The following is a 19,539-nucleotide window of genomic DNA, read 5'->3' on the forward strand; positions in this document are numbered from 1 at the left end:
TCATGCGTCATAACCCATCCTTAACCATAACAGTTCATGAAGAGAATAGTGACAATCGAAGGATTCCTTATGCCTTCGTTTCACCAACATTTGCCCTGAAAAGGCCGACAACAGCGCTGAATCGGGGCATTTCTGAAAGGTTCGCGGTAAACGAACCGAAAAGTGCACTGCGCCAAGGGCAAGCCGAGAGCCACGCCCGGAAAGTCTTTAAGGATCGTAGAATGGAAAATATCGCTCTCGCCGAACCTGGCGCGCACTTGTCAATCTGGGCGTTGTTCATGCAGGCCAACTGGGTGGTCAAGCTGGTCATAATCGGTTTGCTTGGTGCGTCCATCTGGACCTGGGCAATCGTCGTCGACAAGTTGATTGCCTATGGCAGAATGCGGCTTGCACTCAACCGTTTCGAGCAAATCTTCTGGTCCGGTCAGTCGCTGGAGGAGCTTTACCGGACACTGGCTGACCGCAAGACCACGGGCATGGGTGCCATCTTCGTTGCCGCCATGCGAGAGTGGAAAAAAGCTTCGAAAAAGGTGCGAAGTCGCCACTGGGCCTTCAGACACGCATCGACAAGGCCATGGATCTGGCACTGACGCGGGAAATGGAACGGCTGGAAGGGCGTCTGGGTTTTCTTGCAACCATTGGCTCGGCAGCACCATTTATCGGCCTGTTTGGCACGGTGGTTGGCATCATGACCTCGTTTCAGGCGATCGCCGGTTCGAAATCGACCAGCCTTGCCGTTGTCGCGCCGGGTATTGCCGAAGCGCTTCTGGCGACGGCCATCGGTCTTCTGGCGGCCATTCCGGCGGTCATCGCCTACAACAAACTGTCATCGGATGCAGGCAAGATCGCGGTCAGGATGGAAGGGTTCGCCGACGAATTCTCCGCCATACTCTCGCGTCAAATCGATGAAAAAGTAGCGAAAGTCGCGTGAGGTAGAAGTCATGGGAATGTCTGCAGGGACCGGTGGATATGGACGCGGCGGGCGAGGATACGGCCGCCGCGGCCGCCGTCAGGCACTGATCTCCGAGATCAATGTCACGCCTTTCGTCGATGTCATGCTGGTGCTGCTCATCATCTTCATGGTGGCGGCCCCGCTTTTGACCGTTGGCGTGCCAATCGAGCTCCCGGAAACCCAGGCCAAGGCGATGAATTCGGAAACACAGCCGATCACGGTATCGGTCAATGAAGGTGGACAGATCTATTTGCAGGAAACCGAAATCCCGCTGGAAGAAGTTGTGCCCAAGCTCGAGGCGATCTCGAAAACTGGCTATGACGAACGCATTTATGTGCGTGGCGACAAGACGGCCGACTACGGAACGGTCATGAAGGTCATGGCGCGCATCTCGGCAGCCGGTTACAAGAATCTCGGCCTCGTTACGCTGCAGGAACAGGATCAGTAATCTTGAAGGTCGGTCTCACCACATCGGTGATCATGCATGGAGCGTTGCTCGTATTCGGGCTTTTTCGCTCTCGGCACCGGCTGCTTTCGAAGTCGCGGATGTCGAGGCGCTGCCGGTCGACATCGTGCCGTTGTCGGAAGTCACGCAAATCCAGCAGGGTGACAAGAAGGCCCCGCTTCGCGAAAAGTCCGCTCCATTGCCAACGGATCGTCCCGACATCGTTGCCGACGCCAAGGATGTTGGCGAAAACAGCATCGATACCAACAAGCCGGTGACGCCGGAAGCAACTCCCAAGCCGGTTGATACCGCCACAGCCCTTCCGCCTGCGCCTCAGCCGGTTGAAAAACCGAAACCTGAAGACGTGCCAAAACCGAAGGATGAACCCAAACCCGTACCTGCCACGGAGTTGGCGCCGGTTCCAAAGCCGAAAGAGGCAGTCAAGCCTGATCCCGTCAAGCAGGCAGAGCCCAAGCCGCAGCCGGTGGCCGAGCCAAAGCCAGCGCCAGCGCCTGAAAAAACGTCTGTGGTGGAGCCTCAACCCGTTGTGAAGCCAGACGCCGTTGCCGAGACCATCGCTGCCGAGCAACCGGCTGAGTCTGCGCAATTGCCCGATATGGCACCTGCCCCGGAAGCGCGACCACAACCGAAGCCGGCGCAAGCCGAAACGGCAAAGGCTCCTGAACGCAAGAATGCGGACAAGCCTGTCAAAGAAGCCTCGTCGCGACCGAAATCGGAAGAGAAGGATTTCAACGCCGATGAAGTGGCTGCTCTTCTCAACAAGCAAAAGCCTTCGGGCGGCGGTGCCAAGCGCACCACCGAAGAGGCATCGCTTGGCGGTAAAAAGTCGACCGGCGGGAACAAGCTTTCGCAAAATGAAATGGACGCCTTACGCCAGAAGCTGGGTGGCTGCTGGAGTATTCCAGCCGGTGTTGACGATGCGGCGACGCTCAAGGTTTCCGTGCGCTTCAGGCTCGATCAATCGGGTGTTTTAGAAGGTCGCCCGGAGGTGATTGCCGGTGGTGCTTCATCGGGACCGGGTCGAACGGCTGCGGAATCTGCGGTTCGGGCTGTGCAAAAATGCGCACCTTTCAACCTTCCGGCCGACAAATATGACAGCTGGTCGGTGGTCGTGGTGAATTTCGATCCGACCGACATGTTCTGATGTTGGTTTCGGGCATAAAAGAGTGAGGTTGAATTTATGAAGAAACTCCTCAAGACGCTGATGGTGGTCGGAGCTGTTGCCTTCGCAGCAAATGGGCTCGCCACGTTGCCTGCAAAGGCGCTGGTGGAGATCGATGTCAACAAGGGGACAATCGAGCCGTTGCCGATTGCCGTAACCGATTTTCTGGCCGGTGACGCGCTTGGCGCAGAGATCTCGGAGATCGTTACGGCCGACCTCAAGCGGTCGGGGCTGTTCGCACCAATCGCCAAGGGCGCATTCATCGAGAAAATCTCCAACCCGGACGTTGCGCCGCGTTTCGACGACTGGAAGGTCATCAATGCGCAGGCGCTGGTTACGGGGCGTGTCAGCAAGGAAGCCGACGGACGTATTCGCGCGGAATACAGGCTGTGGGATACGTTTGCGGGCCAGCAACTGTCGGGTGAGCAATTTTTCGCCAACGATACCAATACAAGGCGCGTCGCCCATATCATTGCCGACGCCATCTATGAACGGTTGACCGGCGAGAAGGGTTATTTCGACACGCGCGTCGTCTACATCGACGAGGTGGGTGCCAAGAATGCGCGCCAGAAGCGACTGGCAATCATGGATCAGGATGGCGCCAATGTGCGCTATTTATCAAATGGAAAAGCGATTGTCCTGACGCCGCGCTTCTCACCGAACCGGCAGGAAATCACCTATATGTCCTATGAGAGTGGCCAGCCAAGGGTTTACCTCTTGCAGATCGAGACCGGACAGCGTGAACTGGTTGGCAATTTTCCCGGAATGACCTTTGCTCCGCGTTTTTCGCCCGATGGCCAAAAAGTCATCATGAGCCTGCTGCGCGACGATGGCAATTCCAACATCTTCGCCATGGACCTGAGAAGCCGCAACACCACGCGGCTGACCAATTCCACGGCAATCGATACCTCTCCGTCCTATTCGCCGGACGGCAGCAAGGTGGTGTTTACCTCGGATCGTGGTGGACGCGCGCAAATCTATGTGATGGGTGCAGATGGATCGGGACAAAAACGCATCTCCTTTGGCGATGGTGTCTATTCGACGCCGGTGTGGTCGCCGCGTGGCGATCTTATCGCCTTCACCAAGCAGTCGGGCGGTCAATTTCAGATCGGCGTGATGCGCGTCGATGGATCGGGAGAGCGGATACTTTCGTCCGGCTTCCAACAGGAAGGACCAACCTGGGCGCCGAATGGCCGCGTCTTGATGTTCTTTCGCGAAGCCGCGGGGTCGGGCGGTCCGAAACTCTATTCGGTCGACCTTACCGGGCGCAACGAACAGGTCATTCCGACGGCAAATTTCGCTTCCGATCCGGCATGGTCACCGCTGCTGGATTAGGGCCGGTTGGTGGTCACTGCAAAAGGGGGTGCCCTGTTGGTCTTTTTGCGCAGCCGTCGCGTTTTGGCCGTATTTCGGCCTAGAGCGGGGATGACATGAAAAATAAAGTGCATCGGTTGAGGATCGAAACGGTTTGTTAACCGTACTTCTTGAGTGCCTGTTTACCTAAACGTGGTTACTGGCAGGTCAATGAAATCACTCGAAACGCGAAGGAGAGGCGGCATGCGCCGTATCGCAAAATTTGCAGCAAATCCGGTCATGATCGCGTTCGTCGCCTCGTTGGCGCTTGCCGGTTGTGCCTCGAAAAAAACCCCAAACAGTGCGGCCGACCTTGGCCTTGGTAGTGCGGCTACGCCGGGTTCGACGCAGGACTTTACCGTCAATATCGGGGACCGGATCTTCTTCGATACCGATTCGTCATCGATCCGCGCGGATGCCCAGCAGACGCTTGCGCGTCAGGCACAATGGCTCAACAAATATCCTCAATATTCCATCGTCGTCGAAGGTCATGCCGATGAACGCGGCACGCGGGAATACAACCTTGCGCTTGGCGCACGCCGCGCTGCGGCTACCCGCGACTTTCTGGCTGCAAAGGGTGTCGCAACAGGCCGGGTAAAGACCATTTCCTATGGCAAGGAACGCCCGGTCGCCGTGTGTGACGACATTTCCTGCTGGTCGCAGAACCGTCGTGCTGTCACCACGCTTGGCGGTGCCGGTTCCTGATCGGCAAGAATACAACATCTTGTTGGCAAAGGCGGTCTTTTGGGCCGCCTTTTTCATAGAAAGTCGCGTTCAAACAAAATTTGGCCGAAGTCTCGCGCCCTGCTAGAACGGTGAGGATTTGTTTTGCCAAATGGCGGCAGCAAATCTCCAGAGGGTTATTCAGTCACGGCGAGAGGCATATGCATTTGAGATCCATCCTGAGCGGTACACTAATGGTGTTGCTCGCTTCGAGCGTCGCGGTTTCGGCAAGCGAGACCGTTCCTTCCAACCAATCCGATCGAGGCTTTTCATTTAAGCTGCCCGGCATCGAGCTTCCTACCCTGTTCGGGAAGAAGCGTACCGATGATGTTCAACTCGCCCAGTCCTCGAACAGTGTAGGTGTGACCGGGCTGGAAGAGCAAATCCGTTCCATGAACGGAAAGATCGAGGAACTGAACTTCCAGATCCTCCAGATGCAGGAACAGATTCGCAAGACCCAGGAAGATAACGAATTTCGCTTCCAGCAACTTGAGCAAGGTTCGGGTGGCACTCGAAGCGGCGCGCAAAAGTCCGATGCCGGAACAGACACTGGTTCGACGGTTGCCGAACAGGGCGGATCGACGGCTGGAGATGTGATCGTCGATTCGGGAGATGGCGAGCCGGGCCAAGTGATTCCGGGAACGTCGTCCAAGACATTCGGCACGATCACTGTCGACAAGAATGGAAACGTGATTGACGCTGGCGGCACTCAGTCGACGACACCGAATGATCAAACATCGGCCGGGGAAGCTCGGCAAATGATGTTGGCGGGAGCATCGTTGCCGCACTTCCGGAAACGAATAACCCGGACGAACTCTACAGCGACTCCTATCAGTTCATTCTTTCGGGAGACTACGGAACCGCCGAGCAGGGTTTCCGGGATCACATTTCCCGTTTTCCGAAGGACGCCAAATCAGCCGATGCGCATTATTGGTTGGGCGAAGCACTGCTTGGCCAGCAGAAATACCGCGATGCGGCTGAAATATTCCTGTCGGCCAGCAAAGATTATCCCAAGGCCAAAAAGGCACCCGACATGCTGTTGAAGCTTGGTGTTTCGCTGGCAGGCCTTCACCAGCGCGATGTTGCCTGTGCGACATTCGGCGAAATTGGCAAGCGTTACCCGGGCATTTCGGGCGCTTTGAAGAAACGCGTCAAGCAGGAACAGGCTCTGGCTGCGTGCTGACACCGACATTCGGGACGGACTTTGCTGACCGTCTGTTTTCCAATATAGATTTTTCACATGGTGTGATCGTCGCCATTTCCGGCGGTAGCGATTCAACCGCTCTCCTGATTCTTCTGAAAAATTATCTCGACAGGATTGCAACCGGCGCGAAACTCGTTGCCGTGACCATCGACCATGGGCTGCGCGCTGGCTCCGCCGCAGAGGCCGCAGAGGTAGGAAATCTTTGCAACCAATACGGCATTTCACACCGCATACTTGTCTGGTCGGGCGAGAAGCCGTCAACTGGCATTCCCGCAGCGGCGCGTGAGGCACGCTACCGGTTGTTGGCAAAAGCAGCTCAGGAAGAAAGCATTGGTGTGATCCTGACCGGCCATACCGTTGACGATCAGGTCGAGACCGTGATGATGCGCCAATCGCGAAGCCAAACCAACATTGAAGGAGATGGTCGCGGTCTGTCCGGGATGGCACCGGCGACACTCTATGACAGTGCGATCTGGATCGTGCGGCCGCTGCTGACCACCCGGCGGGAGGCTTTGCGCGCCATGCTGCGCGCCAATGCAACCCAGTGGATCGACGATCCGACAAACCTCGATACACGGTTCGAGCGGCCACGTATCCGGGCGACCGTGGGGGCTGGTGGCGATGCCCAATTTGATGAGATCGTGGCGCTGGCCGAGCGAGCAGGCGATCGGCGCCTGGAACTCGGCAGGGTTGGAGCTGGTCTGGTCGATGCATTTGCCGGCTGCCCGGTTGCTGGACTGGTTCGACTTGATCCGGCATTTGCAAATTGCCGTGATCGGGTGGGGGCGATTTACGTCTTGCGTGTTTTATTGGCGGCTGTGGGGGGCGTGTCGTTTCTTCCCGACCATGCGCGTGCAGAACAAGTATTCGACCAACTCGGCACCGGGCCGTCTCGCGCTACATTGTCGCGGGTTATCATTGATATTCGGAGCCGTGGTATTTTCCTTCATCGGGAGGCGCGTGGCTTGCCGTCAGCGGTCTCATTGGAAGTCAATCGCCCTGTCGAGGGTCACAGCTACTTGTGGGACGGTCGCAGGCAGATCACTTTCAGCAACAGAGAACCGGGTTTGGTGATCGCGCCAGTTGGGCTGGATAGTGCGGTAAAATTGGCTGAAAACCTGCATTCGGACGACCCGCCAAGCCTCATACGCTCGGCACTGGCCGCCGAACCAGCGCTGTGGCGTGGTAAACATTGCCTTGGTTTGCTTGCCGATGGGGCGACGGGACATGGCGTTGTCAGCGAACCGGCGGTGGCACCGTGGGTGCATTTCCTGCCATCTTTCGATCTTGCGCTTGCTGGCCGGGTCGCCGTCCTTCTCGGAGCCCCACCCGTTGCAGGGCTACCTTTTTGTGTCACTTCACGATAATTCAAGGCAAATGGCTTAACCGATCCGAGCGGTTGTGCTTGGCAAGGGGCAGTACGCTGCCTATGTTAGCTAGAAGTTCTTCTCAACGATGCAGACCAGTTAACGGTCGCCAACGGGATAATCAATGAATCCGAACTATCGCAACCTCGCGCTCTGGGCGATCATAGCGGTCCTGCTTATCGCACTCTTCAATCTGTTCCAGACGCCACAAACTCGAGGTGCGTCGCGTGACGTGGCCTATTCGGACTTCCTGCAGGATTTGACTGCCGGACGTGTCAAGACGGTGACAATCGCCGGCGACCGTATCAGTGGCACCTACAGCGACAACACAACTGGCTTCCAAACATATTCGCCGGGCGATCCGACTCTGGTTTCGCGGCTTGAGGCCAAGAATGTCACTATCAATGCACGCCCGGAAACGGACGGTTCCAACACGCTGTTCGGCTATCTGATCTCATGGCTGCCGATGATCCTGATCCTTGGTGTGTGGATTTTCTTCATGCGTCAGATGCAATCTGGCTCAGGCCGCGCAATGGGCTTTGGCAAGTCCAAGGCGAAGCTTTTGACGGAAGCGCATGGCCGGGTGACTTTTCAGGACGTTGCCGGTGTCGATGAGGCCAAGGAAGACCTCGAGGAAATCGTCGAATATCTGCGCGATCCGCAGAAATTCCAGCGCCTTGGCGGCAAGATACCGCGCGGCGTGCTGCTCGTTGGTCCTCCCGGTACGGGTAAGACGCTTCTGGCGCGCTCGGTGGCGGGCGAGGCCAATGTTCCCTTCTTCACAATATCCGGTTCGGATTTCGTTGAAATGTTCGTCGGCGTTGGTGCGTCGCGCGTGCGTGACATGTTCGAGCAGGCGAAGAAGAATTCGCCTTGCATCATCTTCATCGACGAAATCGACGCGGTCGGACGCCATCGCGGCGCTGGCCTCGGTGGCGGCAATGACGAGCGCGAGCAGACGCTGAACCAGCTTCTGGTCGAGATGGACGGATTTGAATCGAACGAAAGCATCATTCTGATTGCCGCGACCAACCGGCCCGATGTGCTTGATCCGGCGCTACTCAGGCCAGGCCGTTTCGATCGTCAGGTCGTGGTACCGAATCCCGACATCGTCGGACGCGAGAAAATCCTCAAGGTCCATGTACGCAACGTGCCGCTGGCACCGAATGTCGATCTCAAGGTGATTGCGCGTGGCACGCCCGGATTTTCGGGTGCCGATTTGATGAACCTCGTCAACGAATCCGCGTTGATGGCGGCGCGTCGCAACAAGCGGCTTGTTACTATGGCGGAGTTCGAGGACGCCAAAGACAAGATCATGATGGGTGCAGAGCGGCGCTCGTCGGCGATGACGCAGGCCGAGAAGGAACTTACGGCTTTTCATGAGGCTGGCCACGCCATATTGGCGCTCAACGTTCCGTCGGCCGATCCGCTACATAAGGCGACCATCATTCCACGTGGCCGCGCACTTGGCATGGTCATGCAATTGCCCGAGGGCGACCGCTACTCAATGAGCTACAAATATATGATTTCGCGGCTTGCTATCATGATGGGTGGGCGTGTCGCGGAAGAGTTCAAGTTCGGTAAGGAAAACATCACCTCCGGCGCGTCGTCCGACATCGAACAGGCAACAAAGCTGGCGCGAGCCATGGTGACCCGCTGGGGCTTTTCCGACAAACTCGGCCACGTTGCTTATGGTGAGAATCAAGAGGAAGTCTTCCTCGGACATTCTGTTGCGCGTACGCAAAATGTCTCGGAAGAAACCGCGCAGATCATCGACGCCGAGGTGCGCCGGCTGATTGATGAGGCCTATTCGACTGCCAAGTCCATTTTGACGAAGAAGAAGAAAAACTGGATTGCGTTGGCCGAAGGGTTGCTTGAGTACGAGACCCTTTCCGGCGATGAGATCAAGCAGTTGATTGCGGGCAAGAAGCCATCGCGCGATCTTGGCGATGACACACCGCCATCACGCGGCTCCGCCGTGCCGAAGGCTGGCGGAACTGCCAGTGGCAAAAGAAGGGTCCTGAGCCTGAAGGCGGAATGGAACCACAACCGCAAGGCTAGAGAATAATTCGGGAAGCGGCCAGAGCTTCCCGAATTTCCGCCAGAGCGGGATGAGGAAAAGCGGATACCGGTTTTCCTCCCGCATCCCGCTCCAACTTATTGGAATCGATCACGTTCATGATTTTGGATCGGTTCGATCCTAAATCATCGTGATCTAGGTGCGTTGCGCTTCGCAGGACAGCATGAAAATCATCATACACGCCGTGGGCCGCATGAAGGCCGGCCCGGAGAAAGAACTTGCGGACCGCTATTTCGAGCGATTTGCCAGAACCGCTCCTGCTGTTGGTCTGGAACTTACCGGCGTGACGGAAATTCCGGAAGGGCGTGGCCAAACTACCAGTGAACGGCGGCGCGAAGAAGGTCAGAAACTGCAAACACAACTGCAGCCGGGCGGCGCGTTGATCATTCTCGATGAGCGGGGCAAGAACCTGACTTCTGAAGAGTTGGCTGGACGCATCGGCCTTTTGCGTGATGACGGACGCAAGTCGCTGGTTGTCGCCATCGGCGGCCCGGACGGCCATGATCCCTCATTGCGTCACCAGTCAGATCTGGTGGTGTCGTTCGGCGCCTTGACGTGGCCACACCAATTGGCGCGGGTGATGCTTGGCGAACAACTTTACCGCGCGGCAACAATCCTCTCCGGGCATCCTTATCACCGGGCTTGAGGTGGCGCGGAGCAGTCCTCTCAAGCATCGAAACCGACAAGGTGATCAACGCCATCCCGTACTCCGATGAAGACAAAGCTGCCTAAGGCACATCGCGTCTAAATGGGTTCATGCAGGGTGCTTCAAGCTATCGTTTTTGTGCATGTCGTTGTCCCAAAACCGCTGCACACTTTTGGGCGACATGCATTAGAAGCTGTTGCGCTCGTGATAGGTCCGCAAGAAACCGTGGATGCGGGGGTCTTCCGGGTTGTGCAATATCCGGTTCGGCGCGTCTACCGCCACGAGTTCGCCTCTCTCCATGAACGCGACTTGATCGGCGACATGAGCGGCAAAGCCCATTTCGTGGGTGACAACGACCATAGTAATGCCTTCCGAGGCCAATGTTCTCATAACAGAAAGAACCTCGCCCACCAGTTCAGGATCGAGCGCCGAAGTCGGCTCGTCGAAAAGCAGCAGCCGGGGTTCCATTGCAATGGCGCGCGCAATGGCGACGCGCTGCTGCTGGCCACCCGACAGACGCGAGGGATGGTTGGCCATCTTGTCGCCGAGACCAACCTTTTCCAAGGCTTCGGAGGCTCGTTCCCTGGCCGTGGATTTCGACATGGCGCGCACGCGGATCAAACCCTCTGCCACGTTTTGAAGCGCGGTCATATGCGGCCAAAGATTGAACTGCTGGAACACCATGCCGATCGACCGGCGCATTTCACGAAGCTGGCGCCCCGGCATCTTGCGCCCGGCCGGCTTTTCGTAACCGATCATCTGGCCATCAATGCGAACCTCACCCGAATCGTATTCCTCGAGGAAGTTGATGCAGCGCAAAAGCGTGGATTTTCCTGAGCCGGAAGGGCCGATCAAACAGGTCACCTTGCCCGGCGGGATCGACAGGTCGATATCCTTGAGCGCCTGGAACTGGGCGTAAAATTTGTTGACCTTGCGAATTTCGACGGATGACGCGGCAAGCATCTTACGTCCTTTCGATAAGATGTCTGGTGATGTGGCTTTCCAGCCGTCGGCCGAAACGCGAGATGGTCTCGACCAGTGCCCAGAAAAACAATGCCAAAACAAAGTTCGCTTCGAGAAAGCGGAAGGTTTCGGTGGACAGGCGTTGAACCTGATACATCAGTTCGGGCACGGTGATGATCGACAGGATCACCGTCTCCTTGGTCAGGATGATCGAGAAATTGACCAGCGCTGGTAGCGCCGAGACAAGGCCAAGAGGCAGAAGAATGCGGCGCACGATGGTCAACTCGGACATGCCGATGGCCCGGGCAGCCTCGATCTGGCCGATCGGCACAGCGCTGAAGCCGGAGCGGAATATTTCTGCGAAATAGGGGCTGCCATAAATGGTCAGGCCGAGAAGCCCCGCCGGAAAGGCGTCGAGCCGCAGTCCGACAAGCGGGCCGCCATAATAGAGCAGGAAAAGCTGCACGAGGAAGGGCGTGCCGCGGATGATTTCGATATATGCCTGTATGACCCAGCCAAGCTGACGCGGACCGTATCGCCGCGCCAGTGCGATGATCAGACCGAGCACCATTCCGAAGATGGTTCCCAGCGCCCAGCACGCGATGGTGACGCCGAAGCCTCTGAGCAGCATCGGCCCATATTGTTGCAGGATGCTCCACTCCATCAGACGGCCATCCTGTGTTCAAGATAACGCCCAAGCCCGGCGAGACATAAATTTATAAGCAGGTAGATGCAGGCGGCTGCCAGATAGACTTCAAGTGGGCGGAAGGTCGTGGCTGCCTGCGCCTGACTGGCGCGTGTGAGTTCGAGGATACCGACGACGGAGACCAGCGACGACGCTTTGACCAACAGGATCAGCTCATTGACCAGGGCGGGTAGTGAAAGCGTGACCGCCTGCGGCAGCACCACCCGGGTCCAGATGTCGTGCGGCGCCATACCGATCGCATTGGCAGCCTCGGCCTGCCCCCTGGGCAGGGCAAGAATCGCACCGCGCCATATCTCGGAAATATAGGCGCTGGCGCAGATGCCGATGGTGACCACGGCGGCGACCAGTGCCGGAACATCAATGCCGATGACAGGCAGCAGATAATAAAACAGCAATAGCTGGACCAGCAGCGGAACGCCGCGCAGGAAGCTCACCCATAACGCCGCAAATCTGCGCAGCCAGACCATTCGAGACAGGGCAGCGGCGCATATGAGCGCGCCAATCACCAGCCCGAGCGCGATGCCCAGTATGGAGATCAGCAGCGTATAGCGCGCTGCCCAGAAGAGCGGCCCCATGCTGTCAATAAAGGTAGGAATCGAAAACATCGTCGCTCCGATAGTCCAAGGTACCGCAGGTGGGATCATCCCACCTGCGGCGTGGCATTACTTGGTCGGAACTTCGCGGGGCAGTTCGGTATAGGCACCGAGCCACTTCTCCTGGATAGCCTTGATGCGGCCATCGTCGGTCATTTTCAGCATCGCGTCGTTGATGGCATTTGCGAAGCTTTCAGTGTCGGCATCCTTGCGCAGAACCCAGCTGAAATAGGTCGGCTGGCCGAATGTTGCGTGGTCGACAAGCGCGAAGGTTTCGGGGCGGCTCTTGACCAGATAGGTGAGGTTGGGCAGCGAGCCGGCAACCGCGTCCAGACGACCGGCGGCGAGATCGGCATAGGCTTCATCGGTGGTGCCGTATTCCTTCACGGAGACGTCACCCAGTTCCTTGCCATAGGCTTCGAGCTGGCGAAACTGTGCCGTGCCCTGCTGGACGCCGACGGTTTTGCCCTTGATATCTTCCGGCTTCTTGAGTGCATCATTGTTGGCGGCGCGCACCAGTGCGACAGTGGCGTCGGCGATGGGCAGCGTGAAGGTGTAGCGGTCGAGACGCTCCGGCGTAATGGTCACGGGAGCGATGACGATGTCGAACTTCTTGACCTCAAGGCCCGGCAATTCGGCAGTCCAGGGAATGTCCTGATAGACTGGCTCTACGCCGATTTCCTTGGAGACCTGATCGAAGAGATCCTTCGTCATTCCTTCATAGGTGCCGTCGACCAGCATGTCGAAGGGCGCATAGTGCATATCCGTTGCCGTGACTATCTTGCCAGCCGCCTTGATATCGGCAAGCTGGTCGGCCATGGCCGGGACTGTAAGACCCAGTGCGACCATGCCGAAAATGGCGGATTTCAGAGTTCTGTTAACAATCATATCGTTCTCCTTGTTGTGCTGGTTTAGTTTTCACGTTTTCTTAGTTATTTAGCATTTCGTTGCGTACCGCTAGAGCAGATCAGCATTTGGCAAAGTCACTGAGCCACTCAAAATGCTTCCAGTTGCGCGATCCCTGACGGGAAACCGGCCTCCACTTTTCCTCATCCCGCTCTGTCAGGCCAGCATATTGCCGGAAATGATGGTGCGCTGGATTTCACTGGACCCTTCGTAGATACGCATGATGCGCAAATCCCGGTTGATCCGCTCAATGGGAAAGTCGCGGCAATAACCATAGCCGCCATGCAACTGCAGTGCGGTGTCCGCTATCCGACCAGCGGCCTCGGATGCGCTGAGCTTGGCCATCGACGAGGCCAGTGAGAAACGCCCACCGTGACGATGCGCCAGATCGCGCTGACGCGCAGCTTCCTGAGACAGGAGCAGCGCCGAGTGAAATGCGACGCCCATATCTGCGATCATCCAGCGAATGCCCTGTCGCTCGGACAGCGGCGCACCACCGATGACGCGATCCTTGGCATAGGCGATTGCCGCATTCATCGCAGCACCGGCAAGACCGAGACACTGGGCGGCAACCTCGATCCGCCCGTTGTCGAGAACCTGCATGGCGGTGCGGAAACCACGCCCCTCTTCGCCCAGAAGAGCCGTATCAGGGAGTTCGCAATCCAGATTAAGCGAAAATACATGGCCACCCTTCAGGCCCATGGTCTTTTCCGGCGGCCCGGCCTCAAGGCCGGGTGTGCCTTTGGCAGGATAAAGGCGGAGATACCGCGATGCGCCTTTTCCGGGTCGGTTACCGCATAGACCACGATGAAATCGGCAACTCCACCGTTGGAAATGAAGCATTTCGTACCCTTGATGTGCCAGCCGCTCTCTATGCGTCGCGCCCGGGTTTTCATATCTGCGGGATCGGAACCAGCGGTAGGTTCGGTCAAGGCGAAAGCTCCAAGTGCTTCGCCGGATGCTGCGCGGGGTAGCCATTCCTGCTTTTGCGCGTCGCTGCCGCCGATCAGGATCGAGTCGGTCGCCAGATAATGCGCTGTCAGCGCCGAGGCTGTCGAACCGCATGCCCCTGCAACTATGGAAACGCCGCGCAGCAGCGCGGGTGCCGAAACGCCACCGCCATATTCCTCCGGCAGGTTCGCGCCCATCATGCCTGCCTCACCGAGGATGCGAAGCTGTTCATGTACGAAGCGGGCGCTCTCGTCGGTTTCTGCCGCCAGCGGCGCTATCCGATCGGTGCAGAGTCGTTCCAGCACATCGCAGAACTGTCGTTCTTCTTGCGAGAGCATGAACCAGGGATCGTCAATCTGAATCATGCGGTCTCTCCAATCCAAACTGCTTCAATATCTCGTCGAGATCGCCGCCGAGGCGCGGTGCCGCCGTCACGGCGGCGGGTTTGGCGCCATCAAAACGAACCGGTTGGCTGACGACCGGTGCCATTCCAAGAACCGGATGCTCAAGGTTGTTCACCAGCCCGCGCGCTGCCGTGTGATCGTTTTCGGTCGCCTGGGCTATATTCCAGATCGGCGCGGTTGGCAGACCCTTAGCGGCCAATTCGGTAACGGCCTCTTCGGTTGTCAACGCACGCGACCAGCCTTCGATCATCGCTCGCAGTGCCGGCTCATGCCCGGTGCGGCTGCTGTCGGTCGCAAAACGCGGGTCGTCGACAATCTCCGGCTTGCCGATGAGGTCTGCCAGTCGTTTGAGTTGGGCACCATTCAGAACGGCGATAACCACCTGTCCGTCGCGGGTCGCGAAGCAACCGAACGGCGTCGAGAGAGGATGGCGGTTGCCTACCCGTCCAGGCAACACACCACCATAGAAATGCTGGGCATGACTGGTCGTCAACATGGAAAACAGCGTGTCGTACATGGCGACATCAAGCGTCGCACCCTGTCCCGTTGCATTACGGCTCACCAGTGCCGCCATGATGGACCAACTGGCAAACAGACCTGCTACCAGGTCGGCAATGCTTTCGCCGGTCTTCAGCGGAGCACCGCCCTCTTCGCCTGTCGCGGCCATCAGTCCCGACATGGCCTGCACCACCAGATCGTAAGCAGGCAGATCCTTGAAAGGCCCATCCTGCCCGAAGCCCGAAATCGAACAGTAAATCAGGCTTGGCTTGGTCTTGCGCAACGCGTCTGCTCCAAGACCAAGGCGCGCAGCAACACCGGGGCGGAAATTCTCGACCAGTACGTCGACGCGAGCGGCAAGTGCCTGCGCCAGTTTAAGATCATCCGGGTTTTTCAGGTCCAGTACGATACTCTTCTTGCCACGGTTATTCAGCGTGAAAAGCGCGCTCTCGCCGTCTTTGAAGGGTCCGATATGACGGTAGTCGTCACCAGCCGGTGGTTCCAGCTTGATGATCTCGGCTCCCAGATCGGCCAGCAGCGCAGTGCAATACGGCCCGGCGAGCACGCGCGACAAGTCCAGCACCTTGATGCCCGACAGCGGCCCGCTCACGACTTGTCACCCATTGCTGCGGTTTTGGTATTGTTGATAATCTGCATCCGGCACGCTTTCCGTCCTAACTCGCCATCTTAATAAGTATATACATAATTCCCCGAATATGTATATACTTATTTTGTGCAAAACGTTCTGTCCATGCTGCCCGGACTGCAGACGGGCACGTGATGCCAGCCTGATGGAAATGTACCGCCTCGGTGCCGTAACCGATCTTGATCCAGTCGTTCGCGCCAAGCAAGTCAGACAGCTCTGCCACGATCATGCAGACCGGCTTGTCCCGCGCCAACAACCAGCGCTTCCACTTTCTCGACTGACATTTCTGAGTCCGATATGTGCAATCTGGCGAGAATCTCGTAGATTGGCTTCGGGCAAATGCACACGGAAATTTGCTGCACATTTTCCTGGAATTGCTCTAATGGCAGCGCGAGGATTGAGAGATGACAAGCGAGCGCGGTGACAGGAAGGCGGGCGTGGACCCCAAACTGCTGGAGTTGTTGGCCTGTCCACTGACCAAGGGCCGACTAACCTGGGATCCTGCACGAAGTGAACTCGTATCCAAGGTTGCACGGCTCGCCTATCCGGTGCGTGACGGGATACCCATCATGCTTCCCTCGGAAGCGCGCAGCATTACCGACGATGAAAAGTGACGGGTTCTAGGTGTGACGGATCTGCTGCGCCGCGAGGTTTAGATATATTAGACCTTGGCTTTATTCGTGCGTGCTAACGAGGTTCTTTACGGCGTCGATTTGAGGACGCATCGGCGCAAGACTTGTTGTCAAAAGCGCCATTGACGATCACGGCCTTAGTCCCTACCTCTGCATGACCTTGTTGGTGGAGACAGTTTCAGCGAATGCCTTTTCTTGACGCGATTGCGCCGCATTTTGCCTTCGCCAGCGACCCAACCGCCTGGGTGGCGCTTTTCACATTGATCGTGCTGGAGATCGTTCTCGGCATCGACAATCTGATCTTCATCTCGATCCTCACCAATAAATTGCCGAAAGAGCAACAAATTCCAGCAAGGCGGCTCGGCATATCGGCAGCCCTTGTAATGCGGCTGGTTCTGCTCGCCACAATTTCCTTCATCGTGCAACTGACAGCACCTATCTTCACATTGTTCGAACACGGTTATTCGTGGCGGGACCTGATACTGATCGCGGGCGGCCTGTTTTTGCTATGGAAGGCAACGAAGGAGATTCATCATACGGTTGATCCGGCCGAACATAAGGATGCGACCGTTGGCGGCACGTTGCAGATGACGCTGACCGGCGCGATCGTCCAGATTCTGCTGCTCGATCTGGTGTTTTCCATCGATTCGATCATCACTGCGGTGGGCATGACGGATGAGATCGCCATCATGTATATCGCCGTCATTGTCGCCGTATCGGTGATGATGCTGGCGGCAACGCCGTTGGCCAATTTCATCGAGAAAAACCCGACCATCGTCATGCTGGCACTGGGCTTCCTGTTGATGATCGGCATGACACTGATTGCCGACGGCATGGGCTACCATGTGCCAAAGGGTTATATTTATGCGGCGATGGGGTTCTCGGCGCTGGTCGAAGGCTTGAACATGTTGGCGCGGCGCAGAAGGGCTGCGCAGAGCAAGGCTGACCCGCACTGATTTTCCCGTCCGACTTCTTGCTTTCCGGGGGCTGTCCGGGGCGGGAACGCTGGAATCGGCTTGATGCGCTGCCGATCAACTGCGTCCACGACCGGTGGATCGGCAAACATGCTGGATATGTCGTATCAATCTTCGATCGACTGAAGAGCTACCCGAAGGAAACGGCGTCAGTTGGAAGTTCGCTCACTGCTGGACGAATTGCGCTGATTTATCTATAAGCCCGGCAATCCAACCGCCGCAAAAAGACAATAGGGGTCCCATGGCCGGCCATTCACAATTCAAGAATATCATGCACCGCAAGGGCCGCCAGGATGCGGTTCGTTCAAAAATGTTCTCCAAGCTGGCGCGCGAAATTACCGTCGCTGCCAAGTCCGGGGCACCAGATCCTGCGATGAATCCACGCCTTCGCTTGGCTGTGCAAAATGCCAAGGCAGTGTCGATGCCGAAGGACAACATTCAGCGCGCCATCAACAAGGCCTCGATGGGAGACGCGGAAAACTACGAAGAAGTGCGCTACGAGGGCTATGGCCCCGGTGGCGTTGCGCTGATTGTCGAGGCGTTGACCGACAACCGCAATCGTTCCGCGTCAAATGTCCGTGCCGCCTTCACCAAAGCGGGCGGTGCGATGGGTGAAACCGGGTCGGTTTCGTTCATGTGGGACCGTGTTGGCGAGATTTACTATCCGGCAACGGCTGGCAGTGCAGAGAAATTGATGGATGCGGCGATCGAGGCAGGCGCCGATGACGTCGTGTCCGATGAGGATGGCCATACGATTTACTGCACCTTCGAGAGCCTTGGCGACGTGTCGAAGGTGTTGGAAAGCGCTTTGGGCGAAGCAGAGTCAGTCAAGGCAATCTGGCAGCCGCAAAATAATGTTCCCGTCGATGAAGACCGCGCGCAATCACTGATGAAGCTGGTGGCGACATTGGAAGACGACGACGATGTGCAAAACGTCTATGCCAATTTCGAGGTTGACGACGAGACGATGGCAAAACTAAGCGCTGCCTGAGGCAGATCGCTGGTCGGTAGAAGAATAGAGTAAGGCGGAATTTCTTAGCCGGCAATATTTTTTAGATCAACGCCGGTGCAAGCGTGAACTCTCGATCGCAATGCCCAGCAAGGATTGCCTTGCCAGCGAGGTTGAAAGCTCGGGTCTGCGCCTGGTCTGAAGGATGGCTGTGCTGAGGCGCAGCAGCACGCGTTCAATTGCACTCAGGCCCCATCGTTCAAGGGTTCTTTCCATAAGCTTGCGTCGGCCAAAGAATACCGGCGGCCGGTGGGCGGCAATGATAGCTGCTGGATTTCGACCGTTTTCCTCCATTGCGCCGCGCATCGCATGTATGGCTTGAAATTGACGCATGGCTGCAGCAAGCGCCAGGAAGGCATGACCACCGGCCTGGCATTGTTGTGTGAATGCATTGTCAAAATCCTCAACGCGGCCATCGAGGAGCGCATCGACAGCATCATCAAAGGACTGCCCGGAAACATCGCCCGTCATTGCCTTGACGTCATCAAGGGTAATCTCGCTGGCGCCTTGGGCATAAAGCGTCAGTTTTTGTATTTCACCGCGTGATGCAAGCCGGTCGCCGCCAAGATTTCTGCGCAATGCCTGGCGCGCCTCGATCGGCATCGTCATGCCTGCTTTTTGCAACTCCTCATCAATCACGCCATTAATGTCACGCTCCTCATCGCCGTAGCATGGAAGTGCCATTGCACAGTTCGCCGTTTCGACAGCGCTGCGCAAACCTGTACCTTTTTTCAGTTCCCCGGCTTCTATCAGGATAATGGCATCGCCGGGCGGGTCGGCCAGCAGGGCCTTGATATCATCCGCGAAGCCTTTCTGACCACTCGCATTGCGAACCCAGAGAAGGCGGCGAGTGGCAAACATCGGCACCGTGCGTGCCTCGTCAACAAGACGTCCGTCGCCGCGGTCGACCTCGCCTCCATCAAGCTTCACGACCGAGAATGGATCATCGAGTGGCAAGCCTGTTTTCTCGGCAAAACCACGGCCGCGCTCAGCCACGAGACCCCGATCCGGGCCATAAAGCAGGATGATCTGAAAGCGCGGGTCCGGACGGGCGAGCCAGGCATCGACTTCATTGGATTTTTCTGAGCCATGAGCTTCCTTAGCATGAGCGGCGCCGGTTGTGGTACTAACTCGTGATCGGATATGGAAGTCCACATCAGCACACTCTTGCTGCGTTCAAGAATATCTCGACAGCGAGAGGGTTCGTGGTGTCGAATGCCATCATGGGTGTGGCCTCCTCAATGTGCGTGCAGAAATGGCCGCGCGAAGTATTCGAATGCGGCTTATATCCAAGCGGTTCCATT

The 19,539-nt window shown here is 57.2% G+C and carries 16 protein-coding genes and 4 pseudogenes; 12 read left to right on the forward strand and 8 right to left on the reverse strand.

The features are described from left to right. Positions 1-221: 221 nt before the first annotated feature. The 9 genes and pseudogenes from tolQ to rlmH all read left to right on the forward strand — a co-directional run bounded on the left by tolQ (position 222) and on the right by rlmH (position 9,953). Positions 222-931, forward strand: a pseudogene (gene tolQ / locus AC0L7S_RS08645) (protein TolQ). Positions 932-941: 10 nt separating this feature from the next. Further along, positions 942-1,400, forward strand: a complete 459-nt coding sequence (gene tolR, locus AC0L7S_RS08650) for a protein TolR (RefSeq protein WP_473473948.1) — start codon at positions 942-944, stop codon at positions 1,398-1,400. A gap of 2 nt (positions 1,401-1,402) precedes the next feature. Then, positions 1,403-2,562, forward strand: a pseudogene (locus AC0L7S_RS08655) (hypothetical protein). A gap of 60 nt (positions 2,563-2,622) precedes the next feature. Further along, on the forward strand, positions 2,623-3,915 hold the full coding sequence (gene tolB / locus AC0L7S_RS08660) for a Tol-Pal system beta propeller repeat protein TolB (RefSeq protein WP_473474236.1): 1,293 nt from the start codon (positions 2,623-2,625) through the stop codon (positions 3,913-3,915). 222 nt (positions 3,916-4,137) lie between these two features. Next, the gene (gene pal, locus AC0L7S_RS08665) at positions 4,138-4,638 is read left to right on the forward strand and encodes a peptidoglycan-associated lipoprotein Pal (RefSeq protein WP_473473949.1); all 501 of its coding nucleotides are present in this window, start codon (positions 4,138-4,140) and stop codon (positions 4,636-4,638) included. Between the two features lie 179 nt (positions 4,639-4,817). Further along, a pseudogene (ybgF, locus tag AC0L7S_RS08670) lies at positions 4,818-5,839 on the forward strand (tol-pal system protein YbgF). After that, positions 5,833-7,227, forward strand: a complete 1,395-nt coding sequence (gene tilS, locus AC0L7S_RS08675) for a tRNA lysidine(34) synthetase TilS (protein ID WP_473473950.1) — start codon at positions 5,833-5,835, stop codon at positions 7,225-7,227. The pseudogene ybgF and the gene tilS overlap by 7 nt, the downstream one beginning before the upstream one ends. A gap of 124 nt (positions 7,228-7,351) precedes the next feature. After that, a pseudogene (gene ftsH / locus AC0L7S_RS08680) lies at positions 7,352-9,288 on the forward strand (ATP-dependent zinc metalloprotease FtsH). Between the two features lie 182 nt (positions 9,289-9,470). Beyond that, entirely contained in the window at positions 9,471-9,953 is a 483-nt protein-coding gene (rlmH, locus tag AC0L7S_RS08685) for a 23S rRNA (pseudouridine(1915)-N(3))-methyltransferase RlmH (protein WP_473473951.1), read from the forward strand. A 186-nt stretch (positions 9,954-10,139) separates the two neighbouring features. Here rlmH and AC0L7S_RS08690 read toward each other — a convergent pair whose 3' ends face one another. From AC0L7S_RS08690 to AC0L7S_RS08720, 7 genes are all read right to left on the reverse strand, one after another. Next, the gene (locus tag AC0L7S_RS08690; RefSeq protein ID WP_473473952.1) at positions 10,140-10,916 is read right to left on the reverse strand and encodes an amino acid ABC transporter ATP-binding protein; all 777 of its coding nucleotides are present in this window, start codon (positions 10,914-10,916) and stop codon (positions 10,140-10,142) included. A 1-nt stretch (position 10,917) separates the two neighbouring features. Continuing rightward, positions 10,918-11,580 carry an amino acid ABC transporter permease gene (locus AC0L7S_RS08695; RefSeq protein WP_473473953.1) on the reverse strand — a complete coding sequence of 221 codons (663 nt, stop codon included), beginning with the start codon at positions 11,578-11,580 and terminating at the stop codon, positions 10,918-10,920. Further along, positions 11,580-12,227 carry an amino acid ABC transporter permease gene (locus AC0L7S_RS08700; RefSeq protein ID WP_473473954.1) on the reverse strand — a complete coding sequence of 216 codons (648 nt, stop codon included), beginning with the start codon at positions 12,225-12,227 and terminating at the stop codon, positions 11,580-11,582. Before AC0L7S_RS08700 ends, AC0L7S_RS08695 begins: the two co-directional genes overlap by 1 nt. A gap of 57 nt (positions 12,228-12,284) precedes the next feature. Further along, a complete protein-coding gene (locus AC0L7S_RS08705; protein ID WP_473473955.1) occupies positions 12,285-13,103 on the reverse strand; it encodes a transporter substrate-binding domain-containing protein in 819 nt (272 codons plus the stop codon). Between the two features lie 174 nt (positions 13,104-13,277). Further along, the gene (locus AC0L7S_RS08710; RefSeq protein ID WP_473473956.1) at positions 13,278-13,823 is read right to left on the reverse strand and encodes an acyl-CoA dehydrogenase family protein; all 546 of its coding nucleotides are present in this window, start codon (positions 13,821-13,823) and stop codon (positions 13,278-13,280) included. Continuing rightward, positions 13,814-14,437: an acyl-CoA dehydrogenase family protein gene (locus AC0L7S_RS08715; protein WP_473473957.1), complete on the reverse strand. Its 624-nt coding sequence runs from the start codon at positions 14,435-14,437 to the stop codon at positions 13,814-13,816. Before AC0L7S_RS08715 ends, AC0L7S_RS08710 begins: the two co-directional genes overlap by 10 nt. Continuing rightward, a complete protein-coding gene (locus AC0L7S_RS08720) occupies positions 14,424-15,584 on the reverse strand; it encodes a CaiB/BaiF CoA transferase family protein (protein WP_473473958.1) in 1,161 nt (386 codons plus the stop codon). Before AC0L7S_RS08720 ends, AC0L7S_RS08715 begins: the two co-directional genes overlap by 14 nt. A 440-nt stretch (positions 15,585-16,024) precedes the next feature. Here AC0L7S_RS08720 and AC0L7S_RS08725 point away from each other — a divergent pair, with 440 nt between their 5' ends. The 3 genes from AC0L7S_RS08725 to AC0L7S_RS08735 all read left to right on the forward strand — a co-directional run bounded on the left by AC0L7S_RS08725 (position 16,025) and on the right by AC0L7S_RS08735 (position 18,217). Next, the gene (locus AC0L7S_RS08725; RefSeq protein ID WP_473473959.1) at positions 16,025-16,234 is read left to right on the forward strand and encodes a Trm112 family protein; all 210 of its coding nucleotides are present in this window, start codon (positions 16,025-16,027) and stop codon (positions 16,232-16,234) included. Positions 16,235-16,437: 203 nt separating this feature from the next. Then, entirely contained in the window at positions 16,438-17,208 is a 771-nt protein-coding gene (locus AC0L7S_RS08730) for a TerC family protein (protein ID WP_473473960.1), read from the forward strand. A 259-nt stretch (positions 17,209-17,467) separates the two neighbouring features. Next, complete coding sequence (locus tag AC0L7S_RS08735; protein ID WP_473473961.1) at positions 17,468-18,217, forward strand: YebC/PmpR family DNA-binding transcriptional regulator; 750 nt, start codon at positions 17,468-17,470, stop codon at positions 18,215-18,217. A 66-nt stretch (positions 18,218-18,283) separates the two neighbouring features. On the opposite strand, the gene holA is transcribed toward AC0L7S_RS08735, so the two are convergent. After that, the gene (holA, locus tag AC0L7S_RS08740) at positions 18,284-19,378 is read right to left on the reverse strand and encodes a DNA polymerase III subunit delta (protein ID WP_473474237.1); all 1,095 of its coding nucleotides are present in this window, start codon (positions 19,376-19,378) and stop codon (positions 18,284-18,286) included. Positions 19,379-19,539: the final 161 nt, after the last annotated feature.

It is taken from the genome of Mesorhizobium sp. G2-6-1, from assembly GCF_055809095.1.